Genomic DNA, 17,165 nt, shown 5'->3' with positions numbered 1-17,165 from the left:
AACGCCTAATTTATATAACCCGGATTGTCATGATTCCAGAAGTTAACGATTCCGCTCCTGATTTTACGCTGCTTAATACGGAAGGCAACAAGATTTCACTTGCCGATTTCAAGGAAAAGCAAAAAGTGGTGCTGCTGTTTTTCCCGCTGGCGTTTTCAAGCGTATGTACCGAAGAACTGTGCTTTACACGTGACAATATGAAATTGTACCATGCAATGAATGCCCGGGTTCTGGCTGTCAGTGTCGACAGTTTTTTTGCACTCAACGCTTTTAAAAAAGCCGAGAACCTCAATTTTACCCTGCTGAGTGATTTTAATAAAGAAGTAGCCCGTTCCTATAATGTGCTCTATGAGGATTATTTCGGCATGAAGGGAGTGGCAAGGCGGGCCGTCTTTGTCATCGGCGAGGATGGCATCATCCGGCACAGGGAAGTGCTTGAGGATTCCGGGGATCTGCCTGACTTCAAGGCGGTGCAGCAGGTACTTGGGACCTTGTCGTAACAGAGAGTAGAGCCCCTTTTTAAGGACAAGAGCAGCTTAATAGGCGACCTGTTGATCCCTCTGCCTAAAGAGGAACAGCCCGTTGTGAGTGCCATTTTTCAAGAGTAACCGTAGTGAATATGGAGACTGTAACCATTGGATGGTTAGCCGCTGAGAATCCATTGATCGGCCGGACTACGTATTACCGCTAACTGCCGTGTAATACGAAATAGAGATAAACGGAATGTCACTGTTTTCCTCCCGGCTGCTTTATAGGTCAACTAATAGAAGAAAATGGGTACAATGAGAATTGTTAACAGTACAGGCCTGCTGGTATTAGCAGCTGCCCGGGATGGAGCAGTTCTGATTTAATACCCCCGGCTTCAATAGCTTCAGCGCTTCTATCAAGCGGATCTTATGCAAAAGCCAAAAGGGTTTCTGTCCAGGCTGATAGCTTGTCCGACCGGGCCCGTCAAAGACCCCGATTCGGCGGACTGCTTATTTATAAGTCCAACCAGCTGAGTATCTGTCTTACCAACCCGGCGCAGCAACAGGTAAAAGACAGGGATATTCTCTAACTCGGACCTTATCGCGACAGCGCTGTCAAATCAATCGCCTTCCATATCTTATGAAAAAGCCGGTATGCCTTTATTATTCTTCTTTAGTGGAAAAAGAGGTATCCAGAGAGATCTCCGTCAAACTATGGGTCTAATCGGTCGACATCGATCAATCCCGGAGCATGCTGACAATTGGCATTGAAAGCAAATCTGTACGGGATGAGGTATACAGGAAACTGGCAGGGCTAAATATCCCGGGAAGGCGGCTATGATGTAACAGATGACGGAACCTGAGTTCCTAATGATTCGCTAACAACAAAATATTGTTATTTTAGAGTTATCCACTCGATAACGGAGCCTCCATGACTGTAATACCAATGCTAAGCCCCGGCTGGATAGTTTACTATAACAGGAGGGAGGCATGGAAAACCTTTATGAGATAAACGGGAGGCAGATACAGTGCTAAGCATGGTTCTTAAAATATTTCCGGGAAAGGTTTTCATTGGTTTTAAATTCATCTATGATACTCTTCCTCGCTTACGGGACGGAGCCATTCGGTAGGACCATGTTCCCGGCCCGTGATGGCTATTTGGACAAATGCTTGATCAGGACTTGCCCCATGCCAGTGCGGTACATTGGGCGGACATTTTACCGCATCGCCTTTACGCAGGACTCTCCTGGGGCTTCCTTTCTCCTGATAATAGCCGACACCTCCTGTAGCCAATATAATCTGGCCGGCCGGATGGGAGTGCCAATTCGTTCGAGCCCCCGGCTCAAAAGTAACGTTCCCGACCGATGTTTGATTGGTGCTGTCGCCACGGATCAAGAAGCTCACCCATGCAGCCCCATTAAAATGATCGTTTTCAATCTTTTCACCCCTGGGAAAAATGGTGTCTTCCTCAGCCCATTTTTGTTCCTGTTGGGCCCTCGCCTGGAGAACAGGCAACAGCAGCAAGGCTATTACTAAAGTTAAGCTCGATGTTTGCATGGTTTTCATAGTGGATGAATTTGGGATGACGGATTAGTTAAGGTACCTAAGAAGAAGGGTTTTTGTGAATCAATGACCTTCCGAATTCATCAGCCTTGTAAACGACAAAGAGGCCAACTTCCACTCATCGTTCTGCTTCACATACACTTCAGTAACCTCGAAGGGATTGGTAACCTCATTGCCGCCCACCTCAGCCAACAGGCTAATCCGGTTTAAGAGAATGGCTGTATTGTCAATAATGTTAACCAATACCTCATGGATGTCTGCGTTTTTGTACCAAATGCCTCCACTTTCGATGATATTGAGTTCTTGTTCTTTACCCCAGGATCCGCCCATATGGACAAACTCAGCTTTTTCGTGAAATAGATTCTCCAGGGCATCCACGTTTTTATCTGCCATCCACTGCCACTTCTCTTCGGAGAGATTAATGATTTCCTGCTCTGCATCCGTGTTCCTTTCCGCCGAAGTACTTGCCTCATTTTGTTGTGCAAAGGACCAGTGTATATCCGTTATAAAAAAACACAGGACCAGAACTGATACTTTTATTCCTGTGTCTGCAAGTTTGCCATTGCTCATAACATTCGCCTGCTTCATAATTTTTGTTGATTTATTATTAATTGAATTGTTTAGTTATTATGTCCTCTCGGAAAACCACTTGATAATCTCTGGATCACGGTGGCTGAAAAACTGGCTCTCCCCGGTATCAAGCGACCGAATAGAGGTCATATCTTGGTCTGAGGGTACAAAATCGAAGACGTCAATATTTTCCTTCATTCGTTCCTTCCGGATTGTTTTCGGAATAACAACAATCCCCCTCTGACTTTTTTTCGACTGAGCTTTTGACATTCCCCATGCCAGGGATGCAAAGGCGACGCAGGCTCCCGCACCTGCCGTTTTTCTCAGAAAATCACGTCGACTTGTGGTACTGCTTCCACAGTTATCTGAGCTGGTTGAGCTTTATTCCTTATTCATACTAACGACTTATGGAGTTGAACATTAATTGACATTAATGTTAAAAAGCCCTTTTAATTACCAGTTCTTGCCTCAAGCTCTTCCGGGTATCGGGCGCCCAGAATATCAATCTTAGACAAGGCCTGATCAATTTGGTCAAGATCATCCGACGAGAGTGCAATATCGACCGCTGCTATATTGCTTTTTAGGTGCTTCAGCTTTGTAGTGCCGGGGATAGGGACGATCCACGGTTTTTGAGCCAGCACCCAGGCGATGGCAATCTGGGCACGGGTTGTGCCGTAATGATCCGCAATTTCTCCAAGCAGCTCCACCAGCTGTTGATTGGCCTTGCGGTTTTCCTTGTTGAACCGCGGTACGATATTTCGAAAGTCATTCTCTGAGAAGGTGGTATCTTCGTCAATCGCACCGGTTAAAAATCCTTTGCCCAACGGACTAAAAGGAACAAATCCTATGCCGAGTTCTTCCAGCGTAGGCAGCAATTGGTCTTCCGGCTTTCGCCACCACATGGAATATTCGCTCTGGATCGCGGTAACCGGCAGCACGGCATGGGCTTTTCGGATACTCCTCACACCGGCCTCCGACATTCCAAAATGTTTCACTTTTCCCTCTTTAATCAACTTTTTAACGGCTCCTGCCACCTCTTGAACTGGAACATCCGGATCTACCCGGTGCTGATAGCAGAGGTCAATAGTATCAATGTCGAGCCGCTTTAGCGAGCCCTCGACGCTTTTACGAATCTGATCAGGATGACTGTTGAGAATCTGGGTTCCATTGTTATCGTGATAGATTCCAAACTTGGTGGCTATCACCACTTCCTCTCTAATCGGTGCCAGCGCTTTGCCCACCAGTTTCTCATTGTTGTATGGTCCATAGGCCTCAGCGGTGTCAAAAAAGGTGACCCCCTCATCAAAAGCGGTACGTATCAGGCTAATCATTTCTTGTTTATCAGCAGCCGGACCATAGCCATAACTCATGCCCATGCAACCGAGTCCAATGGTTGAAACTTTCAGATCACTACTACCGAGCATTCGTGTTTGCATAATACTGCCTATATGGATGATTTGTTAAAGGGTTCTGTCTGTGATCATTCAATGCTATGGGTGTCTCGCACACTGCTAAAGGTCAAGTCTAATAACTTCCAATCGTTCTCTTCTTGTTTATAGACCTCGGTAACCGTAAACTCATTCGACACCTCATTGCCCCGGACCACAGCCACCAGCGTAATGCGGTTCCAAAGAATGGCCGTGTTGCCAACAATTTCCACGGCAACCTCATGAACATCTGCATTCTTGTACCAAATGCTCCCGCTATTAATGATTTCGAGCTCCCGGTCTTTGTTCCAGGTTCCGCTCATATGGACAAATTTTGACTTGTCATGAAAAAGGGTGGCGAGTTTATCCACATTTTTGTCTGCCATCCACTGCCATTTCTGTTTGGATAGATTTCTAATTTCCTGCTCCACCTCAGAATGTTGTGCAAGGGATGGCATGCTCATTGTAATTAAAAACAGTCCGACCAGTACTGGCTTTATTGCTGTAATAAGTGTTTTCATATTGACGATTATTTATGGGTTATATAATTGTTATTTCAACGCTTTTACCGGTTTATAAAGAAAGAACTATACGTATAAAGTTGGTCAATCCCCCTGTCCTCCTTCTCCAAAGCTTGTCCCGAAAACTATCGGGAGAGGAACTCTTGGATTACGTTCACGGCCAGGATGCCTAAAGTCCCTCTTGGAGACCTTAGGTTATCTTTAGGGCGATGGCCCACCTTTTCTACAGAATTCTGTTGTTAAATGTGATATAGGGATTACTGTTTTATTACTGATGAATCCCAATTTCCCGCAACCAACTGACGACTTCGGCCTTGGCTTCTTTTCTTCGTTCTCCCTTAATCGCCAGGTGTATGCCCTCTTTTTCCAATCCCCCTTTGAGGGAAAAGGCTTCCAAAACGTTGGAATCAGGACATAGGCTGTTTATCTGTTGGATGCTGCTTCCCAGGCCGTACCCTCCATTGGTATTGAAGGGAATTACCGTTTTACCGCTCAGGTCATATTTGCTCAAGAAACTTTTCATCGGTGGCGGCAGCTGCATATCCCAGGTGGGAAACCCGATTAATATTGTATTGTACGCTTGGATATTATCAATATCAGTTTCAAGAGGAGGGAGGTATCCCTTTTCATTTTCCCGGTCCACTTGTGCTACAATAGCATCGTAATTTTCGGGATAGGGCTTTCTCAGCTTGAGTTCGATCATGTTGCCTCCCACTTTTTGGTGGATGATTTCTGCTATTGCCCGGGTATTTCCTGTACGGGACAGGTATACGATTAGCATCTTCTCTTGATCAACCTCGGGCAGGGCTACATCCTGTTCTTGTGCATTAGATGAACAGGAGATCAAGCCGATAAATGCTGCCAGCAGCAGCGTGAAGGAATTTTTCTGTTTCATGATGTTAAGCTTGTCCACAAATTATAAAAGTTGACTGTGGCGGATAGATCCTGGAAGCCCTACCTCTCGACCGTCTCTTGTTTATCTTTTTTACCGGTGTATACCACGCGCCAGATGCGCCCCTTTTGGGAATCGGAGATATAAAGTGCACCGTCGGGCCCCAGCGCCAGCCCCATCGGGCGGTATGCTGCTTCGCTCGGGGCAGAAATGGAGTCTGCACCGGCGAAGCCGTCCGCAAACGTCTCGTAATCACCTGCAGGCGCCCCATCTTCAAACGGAGTAAAAGTGACCTTGTAGCCCTGTTGGGGCAGTGGGGCACGGTTCCAGGAACCGTGGAAAGCAATGAAAACGCCGCCACGGTATCGTTCGGGGAAATGATCGCCGGTGTAAAAGAGGAGGGCGTTAGGGGCCCAGTGACCCGGGAAAGCCGCTACCGGATCCAGGTATTCCGCGCAGCGCCCGACTTCCTGTCCGTCGCCGCCGTATTCGGGAGAGAGAACTTTCTTTGCCTGCTGGCCGTCGTAGTAGCAGTAGGGCCAGCCTGCATTGGCGCCTTCGGGAAGACGCAGTAATTCCTCTGCGGGCAGCTCGGCATTTTCTTCCTGTGTATAGAGGTCCGGCCAGAGCTGATTGAGCTGGTCGCGCCCGTGCTGCATCGCGTAGAGCACACCCGTTTCGGTGTGCCAGTCGAGGCCGACGACATTTCGAATGCCTGTAGCGTAGTGGGTACCTTCCTGCTGCATCTGTCCCAGCGAATCGGCCGGAAAGCGCCAGATACCAGCCTGCCGCTCCAGCTGAGGACATGGGTCCTGTCCCGGAGAACCGGGGGTTCGCGGCTCTTCCTGGCAGGCATTCGACGGGGCGCCCACATTTACGTAGAGATAACCGCTGTCATCAAAGGCAATGGACTTGGAGTCGTGCGATCGCTGTTCCGGGAAACCGGTGACGACGATCTCCGGATCACCTACGGGGACGAGCCTGCCGTCTTCGGGCATCGGCCAGCGATAAACGGACCCCGTATTCGAAGCCCACAGGTATCCATCATGAATTGCCATGCCTGTCTCCCACAAGATTCCACTGCCCACCGGGGTCCTGTCACTGAAACGTTCAATGACGTCCGCCCGAAAATCGCCGGTGGTATCACGCAAGGCAGCGATGCCGCCCTCTTCGCTGCGCGTCTTTACGTAGAGGTCTCCATTGGATGCTACCGCGATATGACGCGCAGGGCCCAGGCTGTCAACCACAAGGCTCGCACAGAACCCTTCCGGCAGGGTAATACCGCCGTTGCCGGGCACACACTCGATCTTTGGACTCTCTTCGGAATCACTGTCGACCACTGGTTCGCTGCATCCGGCAATCAGCAGTGTTACAAAAACTGATAAAATGGGAAGCAGGCGGGAAGCCCTGGTAAAGGAGCGCGAGAAATTGTTACCAGTGTGGGGCGAAGAGCTATTTTTGATATCCATAGTATTCATGTCGTTCGGTTTAGGTAGATAGATGTTTTGAGAAGACCCGTTAGTCGAGCGGAATAAACCCAAGCGTATTCTGGGACGTCATCGGAACAACAAGCTGATTGGCCTTCGAATCATAGCATATGGAAGCAGCGCTTGGGATGTTCTCTGCAATCAGCTCGGCAGGCTCACCGGGGCTGATTCGGGAAATACCTCCCTGCCTCACACTGCTAATATATTTGGTACCATCAGGCATGATTTCTATTCCATCGCCTCCCGCCTGAACAGCTTTCTCCGTCTCCACCAATTCTCCGCCGGGAGTAAAGGTCAATACCTCTCTGTTTCCAAAATTGACTACGACAATATTTCCGTCCTGATCTATTGCAATGCCGTTTGGGACATTAATTGGGTTGCCTACGACAAATACAGAAATATCCCCTTCCGGAGAGATTTCCCATACCCGCCAGGATTGCGGATCGGGATTTTGTCCCAGGTCGCCGGTTTGCGTGGTGTAAATTGTTCCATCCTTTGCAACGGCAAGGTCGTTGATCCAGGGGGAATCTTCGATTCGAATTTCTTCCAGGGGCGCACCCGTTTTTAAATCAAACCGGCGAATAACGGCAACTGTTGGGTCATCACTGCCGGTACCGCCGTCGCGATCGGCAAAATAGAGAACGCCGTCTGCTATTTCGCTTCCCAGCGGATCATTGAATACCAGGGGCGGGGACAAATCGCTGCGCTGGTCTGAATTCTGAATGCCAATCCATTTCGAGGTGTGGACCGATCCGTCGTGATTGATGAGGGAAACCCAGGCGTCATTGGTCCGAAGACTCTGTGGGGCCCCTCGACTCGGCACTACAATAAGATCCCGGTCCGGGTCATAGATACAACTTTCTGCAGAATTGATAGCTCCATATACTTTTATATTGGATGAGATGGGTCTAAATTCACCTTCAGACGTTAGGCCAAGGGGATTCCCGACCGGAAAAGAACCCGTATCCTGCGCTTGTGCGGATACCGGAGGGGGCAGGATACCAATAGTCAGTACTGCAGTAACAAGGGAAAGAATAAACTTGTATTCGTTGAATCGATAGCTGAATTCTTTACAATAGATTTTTTCAGGGTTTATATTTTTCATAATGATCTCCATGTTTTTTTATTAAAATCTGTTTTGCGAATGGAATTTCTTTTCCCGGTCTCCTTATTGGTTTCTTGAAATCATAATCTGGGATAGAACTTCGAGACCTGTATGGGCCTCTTCTTTACCCACATTAGCCTCCATGATGGAGAAGAGTTGCTGAAGCCGGGATTCCGTAACACCAATGTTCAGTGCAATTCTTATATGGCCTCCCAGCATGGGCTCAACGCCTCCCATACTGCTGAGTGCAGCAATTGTCACCAGTTCTCGCTGCCGATACGTCAATAGGTCGCGTTCAAAGATGTCGGCAAACAGATGCTCTTTAAGGAAAGTGTCGATGACAGGGGCAAAAGCGCCGTAACCCGATTCCGGGTTTCCCCATTCTTCGCCGGTCAGTTCATGAAGGGTTTCCACGCCCCGTTCGTACTTGCTTCTTTGATCCATGATGGCAGAGGCTTCCGGGCCCAGTTCATCGGTGATGCCGTTGGCTTTACGTTCATCCAATACCCCCATAAATGTGTTAAGCCCCCTGATGCTGCGCGGAAAGCCACAATAGGCATATAGATGTACCAGCACTTCCTTGATCTCATTGATGGTAAGACCGGCCTCCAGGCCACGTCGCAGGGCAGGTTCCAACTTTTCAAGATCGCCTATGGCAGTATATGCGGATATAAGGACAATGCTTTGTTGCTTTTCACTAAGCGATTGATGGTTACCGGTGTTATTTTGTGCATCTGTTGTGTTCGAAATGCTGAATAGGGAGATAACCAGGAAAATGATTATATGAACCTTTGGGTTCCCATTTTGCATAAAAGCTTAAACGTTTATGTTTGTTATAAATTCAATAAACCGTTCCTCTTTGATGATACAAAGGAAAGATAGTGTATTATTTTTGGCTCTTCGTTATACCGATTACGGAATTGCTAACCAATATTACGGATCATTCCTCTGACCACTGTTATTGCGATCCAGGAATAATTACATTTGTATTAAAACAACAGCAGATATGTCACAGATCTACAGGTTTGATACCGTTCGTACATACAATGACTTTAATAATCATGATACATTGCACCCCTTGGTCAGTGTGATTGATTTTTCCAAGGCGGAAAAGCGTACCGGCAAAAAAATGTATTTTGGACTTTACTGCATTGTGCTGAAAGATGTAGCATGTGGAAATTTGAAATACGGCCGTAACTATTACGATTATCAGGAAGGAACCCTGGTCTTTATTTCGCCCGGTCAGGTTATTGATGTCGAAGATAAAACAGAACCGTATCAGCCCATGGGGCACGGGCTGGTGTTCCATCCGGATTTAATACACGGTACTTCCATCGCAAGAATTCAAAATGAGTATAGTTTTTTCAGCTACAATACGAATGAGGCCCTGCATCTGTCGGATCGTGAACAGCAGATTGTTCTGGATTGCTTTTCAAAGATAGCGTTTGAATTGAAGCAATCCATCGACAAGCACAGCAAAAAACTCATTGCGTCTAATATCGAACTGTTTTTGAATTACTGTGAACGTTTTTATGATCGCCAGTTTATTACAAGAGACAGTGTTAACAGGGGAGTGTTGGAAAAATTTGAAGAACTGTTGAATGACTATTTTTTATCAGATAAACCCCGGGATTTAGGATTACCCACCGTTGCTTATTTTGCAGAAGAGTGTCATTTGTCTGCCAACTATTTTGGTGATTTGATCAAAAAAGAAACAGGAAAGTCAGCCCAGGAACACATTCAATTGAAACTGATCGATATTGCCAAAGAACGAATTTTTGACCCGGACAAATCGATCAGCCAAATTGCGTATGAATTGGGATTCAGCTATCCCCAGCATTTTAGCCGGATGTTCAAGGAGCACGTGGGTTCTTCTCCAACTGAATACCGGCAGTAGAATGGAAATGAACAATTGTCTATTCATATGAGGACATTGTCCGGGCAGCTTATCATTTAAACCGTTTTTTAGAGCGCATATTCTCCTGTTTGCTTATCTAATCTTCGCTTAACAGTTGGAGTATTTCAGCATGGAAAGCGACCTATTGCGGTCATTCACAACCCTTTTTATTGTACCCAGTGTATGGATGCCACACTTTCAGACGAACTGGTGTATTATTAATTGTCGTTGAGTTGTTTGATTTAGATTACTGAGTACAGATCATATAATTCTATTATTTGCTGGACAGATATTTAGCAATATCTTTACAGTGGATAAATCGAGAAAAACCCATGCACAATGAACAAAAATGTCTTAATTATTGATGATGAAGAACGCTTTCGTGAATTGCTGGCACGGGTGGTTGGACTGGAAGGTTTTACTATTTTTCAGGCCAAAAATGCCCGTGAAGGATTTAGCATACTGAAAAAGGAGACCATCAGTGTCGTTGTTACGGATGTGAGACTCCCCGATGGCAATGGGCTGGAGATATTATCGCGGATAAAGGAGGAATATCCACTCATTGAAGTTATTGTTATTACAGCCTTTGGTACCATCCAGGATGGCGTAAACGCAATGAAGCAAGGGGCTTTTGACTACATAACCAAAGGGGATGAGGATGACCATATTCATGTAGTGGTAGAGCGGGCGGTGGAAAAGGCACAGATGCAGTCCAAGTTGCGACATTTAGAACAGCGCATGGACAGCCAGTACAGTTTTAAAAACATCATTGGAGAATCAAGTGCTATCCAGCGGGCTAAACAGATGGCCCGGAAGGTGGCTGATTCTGAGATAAGTGTTCTGTTACAGGGGGAAACAGGCACCGGGAAAGAGCTTTTTGCCCAAGCAATCCACCAGGCAAGCAAGCGAAAAAATGCCCCTTTTGTTGCTGTAAATTGCAGTGCTTTTCCCAAGGATTTATTGGAATCTGAACTTTTTGGCTATAAAAAGGGTGCTTTTACCGGGGCTGATGAAACGAAGAAGGGGCTTATCGAGGAAGCTCATACTGGAAGCTTATTTTTGGATGAGATCGGGGAGATGGATATTAGCCTGCAGGCCAAACTGTTACGGTTTCTTGAAAACAAGACTTTTACAAAGCTCGGGGATACGAAAAGGCAATCCGTTGATGTTCGCATAATTTCGGCGACAAATAAAATACTAAAAGAGAGAGCTGAGAAAGGAAATTTCAGGGACGACTTGTACTACCGGCTGGCAGGGTTTACAATCGACATTCCTCCACTGAGAGAGCGCAAAGCTGATATTCCCATACTGGCTGATTTTTTTCTTGGCCGCGTCAACAACCGCGTCAAAAAGATCAATGAAGATACCTTGCAATTATTACAGGATTACCCCTGGAAGGGAAATATCCGGGAGCTTAAAAATGTGATTGAACGTGCGGCTATTTTAGCCGAAGGTGATTGTATTACAGCGGATCTTTTGCCGGAGGAGCTTCGGCAAAGAGAAGATTTTTCCATCCCGTCCCCTACAAGTACACTGGAAGAAATTGAACGTGCCCATATCAAAGGGGTACTGAGAAAGGTGGATGGTAACAAGACCAAAGCCGCCGGCATATTGGGTATTGGGACGAGTACGCTTTACCGGAAAATTCAAGAGTACGATCTGTAGGCTCTCCCGATTTGGGATGCCGGGTCTCCCATAATGGGAGACTTTATATTGTCTTTCCTATTCTATTTCGTGCCTTAATGGTCTTTAAATGAACAGAGAGGCGATTACCCTTATATTTTGGATATTCATATCGGGCTGGCACGATTCTTTCAATTTGTAACACTAAATGCATACCAAAATGAATATTGGAATAAAGTCAAAGTTATATGTAGGCATTGGCCTGTTAGCCGGATTTGTAGTTCTTCTTTGGATCAGTGGCTCCCTGTTCATCAATATGCTGGCAGAAAATTCTGGAGCTATTATCCAGGATAACATTCGTTCGGTTTCGTATGCACAGCAGATGGAGCAATCTCTTAATGATTTATATACCTCACAAATGTTATCTGTAGCTAGAGTAACTGGTTCAGATAGTGTGGATACCAAAGACTACCAGCAATCAGCTCGTCAGTTTGAGGAGGTACTCCAGAAACAGAAAGCCAATATCACGGAAACCGGCGAACAGGAACTTACCCGCCAGCTGGAAAAAAATTATTTGGCTTTGATTGGATTTATTGAATCAGGGGAATCCAATCAGCGTACTTTTTCGGTACCCCTAAATCAGCAGATTGCTTCAGCTTACCACCGTGTGCAGCAGAATTTAAGCCAACTGACAACGATGAATGTTGATGCCATTCATCGTAAGAATAATATAGCCCAACAAACAGCTTCAAACATTACCCTCTACATGAGTATCATTGGCGGTCTTTGTTCAATACTGGGTATTCTGATGCTGATCCGTTTTCCGAACTATATCGTTGATCCTATCCAGGAACTTATCAGACGGATTAAAGCCATAGCAAACCGAAATTACAACCAGGTATTAGAATTTCAAACGGGGGACGAGTATCAGGAGCTGGCCGAAGCATTTAATCAAATGGCCAGCAAACTCCAGGAATATGAAAATAGTAATATTGACCGCATCGTCAGCGAAAAAAAACGCGTTGAAACCATCATTAATAACATGGGGGATGCGGTCATTGGGTTGGATGCGGGAAATACCATTTTATTTGTCAATGAGAGAGCGGCAGAACTTATTGGCCGGCCCCAAGGATCATTGGTGGGGCAGTATGGTCCGGATATTGCCTCACAGAATGACCTGTTCCATAAAGTTATGCAATCTCTTTCAGTGGATCTCGAGGATGATACAGGCTATGTGAAGGTAGGTCAGACGGATGAGCATTATTATTCGATTGAGGTTATGCCCGTCCACCATGAAAACGGGGAAGAGTCTTCACAGGATTCACATTTGGGGAACATTATTACACTGAAGAATGTGACTCGTTTTCATGAGCTTGATCAGGCGAAAACGAATTTTATATCTGTGGTTTCTCACGAGCTGAAGACGCCAATATCATCCATAAATATGAGCCTGCGTTTGCTTTCAGATGAGCGTGTAGGAAAACTTAACACTGAACAACAGGATCTGGTGGCCAGCATAAAAAAAGATGTCCGCCGTATGAAACAAACAACGTCGGAACTGCTGGACCTGTCTAAAATTGAGTCGGGGAATATCCAGCTGAATATGAGTTCATCTGACCCACAGGACTTGCTGGAATATGCCTACGAAACGATGATTATCCAGGCCATGCAGAAAGATTTGGTTATGGACATAGATGTGGAGGAGGGGCTTCCTCCCGTTGAGGCTGATCCACAAAAGACGGTCTGGGTGCTGGTTAATCTCATTGCCAATGCCATCAGGTACACCGATAACAACGGGTATGTTACCCTGAAAGCACAACAAGATGAAGATCCCTATTTCATCCGGTTTGTGGTGCAAGATACGGGGGTTGGTATTGCTCCTGATGATCTGGATAAAATCTTTGATAAATATTATCAGGTAGACAAAGGCCCCAAAGACCGCAGTGGTTCCGGTCTGGGCCTTTCTATCGCAAGGGAATTTATTATTGCCCAGGGAGGTAGAATATGGGTTGAAAGTGAACCCGGAGAAGGAAGTAGCTTTTATTTCACCCTACAAACAAGCAGGCCGTTAAATCATGACTAAATTTTTAGGCATATACCGTGGAGCTGAAATATATGAAATCGACGAATTTGATCCTTCAGAAGGTGAGAAGGTGGGTTCCAGGGTTATAGCTAAAGCGATGCTACCGGAACAGCAAAATATGAAAGTGGATTTTAGCGTAGAGGCAGGTACCCGGGAAAAAGCCCAAGAAAAGATTCAGAAAACAATTGACCATTATTTGGAAAAGTACGACATAGGCGAATTTGAACACTAATAGTTATAACCGAGACAAGCACAGAATCAATGGAAGCAACAATGGACGAGATTCTACACAAGGAGCATTTACTAGCCGAAAAAGCGCAAAGCATACTTGAACATCAGCGAGAGCTGGAAAGGCTAAAACAGCATAGAGAGGCATTGCAACAAAAGAAACCTCAGACTGACAAGAGCCAGCTTAGCTATAAAGAATCCCTGAAGTTGGGTGAGCAGCTTAACCAGTATGAGGAAGAATTACAACGGGTGGAGATTCACCTTCAAAAGGTCCGGAGAGAACTCAGTGCATTAAAGCTGCAGGCAAAAAAACTGTTACCCGTTTCAGAAGTTAATGTTCGGGTTTCAACGGCTAACCCTCCCCAGCAAACCTATTGCATCAAACATGTTAAAACTGATGCCGAGTCCCAGGGTCATTTTGAAATAAAGCAGGTATCCTAACATACCCATCTCCAAAACAGACCGTCTTCACGCATGAAACTTCCTTACCGTTGGAAACAAAAGTGGGTACAGCTGCTGCAGAAATGGCGCGTATTTAAAAAAGATTTAAATCTGAACTTCCGCTACCTACAGGATGATATTTATGAAATTGATAAGGTGGCCCATCCTTATTTAAGGGCATTTACGGTACTGCTTAGCGTATTGGTGATAGCCAGCGTCCTTATTCCCATCGGCTTTGAACTGACCCCCGAACTTGTTCATTTAAACCGGCAGATTGAGGGATGGATCCTTTTCGGATTCGTGGCAAATTTTCTGCTGCGGTTAGCCTTAACCAATGATCACCGGAATTATCTCAAAAAACGATGGTTTGAAGGCATTGTATCAATCTTTTCGATTATTTTATTAATTGATATTTGGGTATCGTCCATTGGGGTTATTGCATTTCTTTCGGGTGATGCACCAAATCCGGAACGGATTTTCCTACAGTTTCTTAAGGGCTATCTGCTGTTTATTGTAGTCATAAAATTTCTGCAGTATTTGCCCGAGCTCCTGGACCAGCAAAAAAATACCGCTCGTTTCCTCGTCTACAGTTTTCTGTCTCTTATTGCCAGTGGTACGTTTCTGCTTATGTTGCCGGGGGCCACGCAGGATAGTCAGGGGCTGATGTTTATTAATGCTTTATTTACCTCGACCAGTGCGGTTTGTGTTACAGGGCTTATTGTGGTGGACACTGCAACACATTTTACCCTTTTTGGGGAACTGGTAATCCTTACGCTGATCCAGCTGGGGGGAATAGGCATTGTTACCTTTGCCACCTTTTTGTTCTTGTTTATTAGTGGTGGCCTTGGGGTTGGACAAATGAATACCCTAAAGGGGATGGTCGGTGAAAGTAATACGAGCCTGGTGACATCCACCCTGAAACAGGTGGTCGGATTTACTTTTGCTGTCGAGCTCATCGGAGCCATAGGGTATTATATAAGCTGGGAAGTATCCTTTCCCTCACACGGCCAGCGAATATTGTTTTCCATATTCCATGCTATTTCTGCTTTTTGCAATGCGGGATTTTCCTTGTTTACCAACAGTCTTGCCGACGGTGCAAATGCAACCAACCTGGGAATTAATATTACGACAATCATACTTATTGTTTTGGGAGGTCTTGGCTTTACCACCATATGGGAAATGATTCGTACTAAGACAGACCGATCCCGTTGGCGCAGGAGGCTTTCCATACACACCCGTACCGTGCTGGTGACAACGGCTGTACTTATTGTTATCGGTACTGCATTTATTCTCGCTATGGAGTGGGATCAAACCCTGGCCGGGTACAGCTGGGGCAACAAGGTTTTGGTGTCTTTATTTCAGAGCGTGACAACAAGAACTGCGGGATTTAATACCATTAATACCGGGGCCATAGGTATCTCCGCAACCCTGGTAATGCTGATTCTGATGTTTATTGGTGGCTCTCCGGCATCTACAGCAGGCGGTATTAAGACAACTACCTTTGCGGTTCTTATGCGATCCCTTGTGATGACTATTCGGGGCTACGACAGAATGGAATTATTTAAACGAACCGTACCCAATCGTGTCATTTTTCGAGCGATGACCGTGATACTTTTAGCTGCCTCATGCATAGGCATGAGCACCATTTTATTGTCGATTGTGGAGGATCATGCGTTTATGGATTTGCTTTTTGAAGAGATTTCAGCTTTTGCGACTGTTGGTCTGTCTCGTGGTATAACATCTGATCTTACTCCATGGGGCAAGGTAATAATCGTGGTATCAATGTTTTTGGGCCGCGTTGGCATTCTGACATTCATGGTTGCTTTTGCCAGTCGCATCGACACGCATGACTATGAATATCCGGAAGAAACCATCATGGTTTCCTGATTTAACTTTAGAAACTGACTGTTATGAAACGACGACGAGAACTGCATTTTGCAATTATTGGAATTGGGGCCTTTGGGAGCGCCTTAGCTAAAAAGCTGTCTGAAGAAGGGGCTTATGTAATCGCAATCGATAACAATATGGAGCATATTAACCAGGTCAAGGAATATGTTTCTGATGCCATCTGCTTTGATGCCACAGATCCTGAATTATTGGAAAGCCATGGCATTACCAATGTTGATGTTGCTATTATTTCCATTGGTGAATCATTTGAACCTGTGGCGCTTATTGCAATGCACCTGCTAAATTCCGGGGTCAAAGAAGTTTATGGCCGTGCAGGAAGTTATCTGCAGGAGCAAATTTTAAAACAAATTGGAATTACGGATGTCATTCATCCAGAGCGGCAGGTAGCCGAACGGATGGGCGTCTCCCTGGTGAGAAGAGGGATGTCGGACGTTTTTGATTTGGGAGAGGGGCTGGCCATGTTTGAAGTTGAGGCTCCTGATTCAATGGTGGGTTATACGCTGGAAGAGCTCAATATTAGGAAGAGGTATAATCTGAATCTAATTACCATCAAAAGATTAGAAGAAACAATAAGTGAAACTACGTTAAAGGAACAGTATAAACCGATTGGAATCTTAGCCGGAGATACAGAAATCAAAAAGGGGGATCGATTTATTTTGGTGGGAACCAAGGAACATTGTGATAAAATGCTGGAAGCAAATTGATATAAGCTTCCAAGTACTTTTAAAATTGTTGGCAATGGCTACACAATTCGGTAATTGAACGCTTTCTCTTTTTCTTAAAATTGCACTTGCACAAACAGGGGCGGCTTTCGGCTTCGCCCACCCCGCCAGGGAGGGAGGACAGCGCCCGGGTGCTACTGAGGCCTTTAAACCTTTATCTCTCAAACCTATTTCTCTCGCTTGATATGGTGTTTAGCATCTCATCTATTCGATGTTAGTATAATATTGACA

The 17,165-nt window shown here is 45.6% G+C and carries 16 protein-coding genes and 2 pseudogenes; 8 read left to right on the top strand and 10 right to left on the bottom strand.

Annotated features, from left to right (window positions below; translation table 11 throughout):
• Nucleotides 1-29 precede the first annotated feature (29 nt).
• Nucleotides 30-500: a redoxin domain-containing protein gene (locus FN808_RS11465; protein WP_142714733.1), complete on the top strand. Its 471-nt coding sequence runs from the start codon at nucleotides 30-32 to the stop codon at nucleotides 498-500.
• Nucleotides 501-1,550: 1,050 nt separating this feature from the next.
• On the opposite strand, the gene FN808_RS11460 is transcribed toward FN808_RS11465, so the two are convergent.
• From FN808_RS11460 to FN808_RS11415, 10 genes and pseudogenes are all read right to left on the bottom strand, one after another.
• Nucleotides 1,551-2,033 (bottom strand): cupin domain-containing protein, encoded by a 483-nt coding sequence (locus FN808_RS11460; protein WP_221930019.1) that lies wholly within the window; start codon nucleotides 2,031-2,033, stop codon nucleotides 1,551-1,553.
• Between the two features lie 60 nt (nucleotides 2,034-2,093).
• On the bottom strand, nucleotides 2,094-2,570 hold the full coding sequence (locus FN808_RS11455; protein WP_142714781.1) for a nuclear transport factor 2 family protein: 477 nt from the start codon (nucleotides 2,568-2,570) through the stop codon (nucleotides 2,094-2,096).
• Nucleotides 2,571-2,657: 87 nt separating this feature from the next.
• Nucleotides 2,658-2,846 (bottom strand): annotated as a pseudogene (locus FN808_RS19255) (aldo/keto reductase); the annotation flags it as partial.
• Between the two features lie 36 nt (nucleotides 2,847-2,882).
• Nucleotides 2,883-2,939 (bottom strand): annotated as a pseudogene (locus FN808_RS19455) (twin-arginine translocation signal domain-containing protein); the annotation flags it as partial.
• 110 nt (nucleotides 2,940-3,049) lie between these two features.
• Complete coding sequence (locus FN808_RS11440) at nucleotides 3,050-4,036, bottom strand: aldo/keto reductase (protein WP_142714732.1); 987 nt, start codon at nucleotides 4,034-4,036, stop codon at nucleotides 3,050-3,052.
• Between the two features lie 44 nt (nucleotides 4,037-4,080).
• On the bottom strand, nucleotides 4,081-4,491 hold the full coding sequence (locus FN808_RS11435) for a nuclear transport factor 2 family protein (RefSeq protein WP_434084134.1): 411 nt from the start codon (nucleotides 4,489-4,491) through the stop codon (nucleotides 4,081-4,083).
• Nucleotides 4,492-4,816: 325 nt separating this feature from the next.
• Nucleotides 4,817-5,443 carry a flavodoxin gene (locus FN808_RS11430; protein WP_142714731.1) on the bottom strand — a complete coding sequence of 209 codons (627 nt, stop codon included), beginning with the start codon at nucleotides 5,441-5,443 and terminating at the stop codon, nucleotides 4,817-4,819.
• A 59-nt stretch (nucleotides 5,444-5,502) separates the two neighbouring features.
• Nucleotides 5,503-6,909 (bottom strand): PQQ-dependent sugar dehydrogenase, encoded by a 1,407-nt coding sequence (locus FN808_RS11425; protein WP_142714730.1) that lies wholly within the window; start codon nucleotides 6,907-6,909, stop codon nucleotides 5,503-5,505.
• Nucleotides 6,910-6,958: 49 nt separating this feature from the next.
• On the bottom strand, nucleotides 6,959-8,032 hold the full coding sequence (locus FN808_RS11420) for an NHL repeat-containing protein (RefSeq protein WP_142714729.1): 1,074 nt from the start codon (nucleotides 8,030-8,032) through the stop codon (nucleotides 6,959-6,961).
• A 63-nt stretch (nucleotides 8,033-8,095) separates the two neighbouring features.
• Entirely contained in the window at nucleotides 8,096-8,842 is a 747-nt protein-coding gene (locus FN808_RS11415; protein WP_142714728.1) for a carboxymuconolactone decarboxylase family protein, read from the bottom strand.
• Nucleotides 8,843-9,038: 196 nt separating this feature from the next.
• Here FN808_RS11415 and FN808_RS11410 point away from each other — a divergent pair, with 196 nt between their 5' ends.
• From FN808_RS11410 to FN808_RS11380, 7 genes are all read left to right on the top strand, one after another.
• On the top strand, nucleotides 9,039-9,929 hold the full coding sequence (locus tag FN808_RS11410; RefSeq protein WP_142714727.1) for a helix-turn-helix domain-containing protein: 891 nt from the start codon (nucleotides 9,039-9,041) through the stop codon (nucleotides 9,927-9,929).
• Nucleotides 9,930-10,268: 339 nt separating this feature from the next.
• Nucleotides 10,269-11,594, top strand: coding sequence for a sigma-54-dependent transcriptional regulator (locus FN808_RS11405; RefSeq protein WP_142714726.1), 1,326 nt, complete (start codon nucleotides 10,269-10,271; stop codon nucleotides 11,592-11,594).
• A gap of 178 nt (nucleotides 11,595-11,772) precedes the next feature.
• Nucleotides 11,773-13,635 carry an ATP-binding protein gene (locus FN808_RS11400; protein ID WP_185958364.1) on the top strand — a complete coding sequence of 621 codons (1,863 nt, stop codon included), beginning with the start codon at nucleotides 11,773-11,775 and terminating at the stop codon, nucleotides 13,633-13,635.
• Nucleotides 13,628-13,867 carry a hypothetical protein gene (locus FN808_RS11395; protein WP_142714724.1) on the top strand — a complete coding sequence of 80 codons (240 nt, stop codon included), beginning with the start codon at nucleotides 13,628-13,630 and terminating at the stop codon, nucleotides 13,865-13,867. Before FN808_RS11400 ends, FN808_RS11395 begins: the two co-directional genes overlap by 8 nt.
• A gap of 41 nt (nucleotides 13,868-13,908) precedes the next feature.
• The gene (locus tag FN808_RS11390) at nucleotides 13,909-14,304 is read left to right on the top strand and encodes a hypothetical protein (protein WP_142714723.1); all 396 of its coding nucleotides are present in this window, start codon (nucleotides 13,909-13,911) and stop codon (nucleotides 14,302-14,304) included.
• Nucleotides 14,305-14,337: 33 nt separating this feature from the next.
• Nucleotides 14,338-16,191 carry a TrkH family potassium uptake protein gene (locus FN808_RS11385; RefSeq protein ID WP_142714722.1) on the top strand — a complete coding sequence of 618 codons (1,854 nt, stop codon included), beginning with the start codon at nucleotides 14,338-14,340 and terminating at the stop codon, nucleotides 16,189-16,191.
• A gap of 23 nt (nucleotides 16,192-16,214) precedes the next feature.
• On the top strand, nucleotides 16,215-16,916 hold the full coding sequence (locus tag FN808_RS11380; RefSeq protein ID WP_142714721.1) for a potassium channel family protein: 702 nt from the start codon (nucleotides 16,215-16,217) through the stop codon (nucleotides 16,914-16,916).
• The last annotated feature ends 249 nt before the right edge of the window (nucleotides 16,917-17,165 follow it).

The sequence above is a fragment of the Fodinibius sediminis genome (assembly GCF_900182555.1).
GTDB classification, from domain to species: domain Bacteria; phylum Bacteroidota; class Rhodothermia; order Balneolales; family Balneolaceae; genus Fodinibius; species Fodinibius sediminis.
This window is presented reverse-complemented; position numbering and strand designations above follow the sequence as displayed.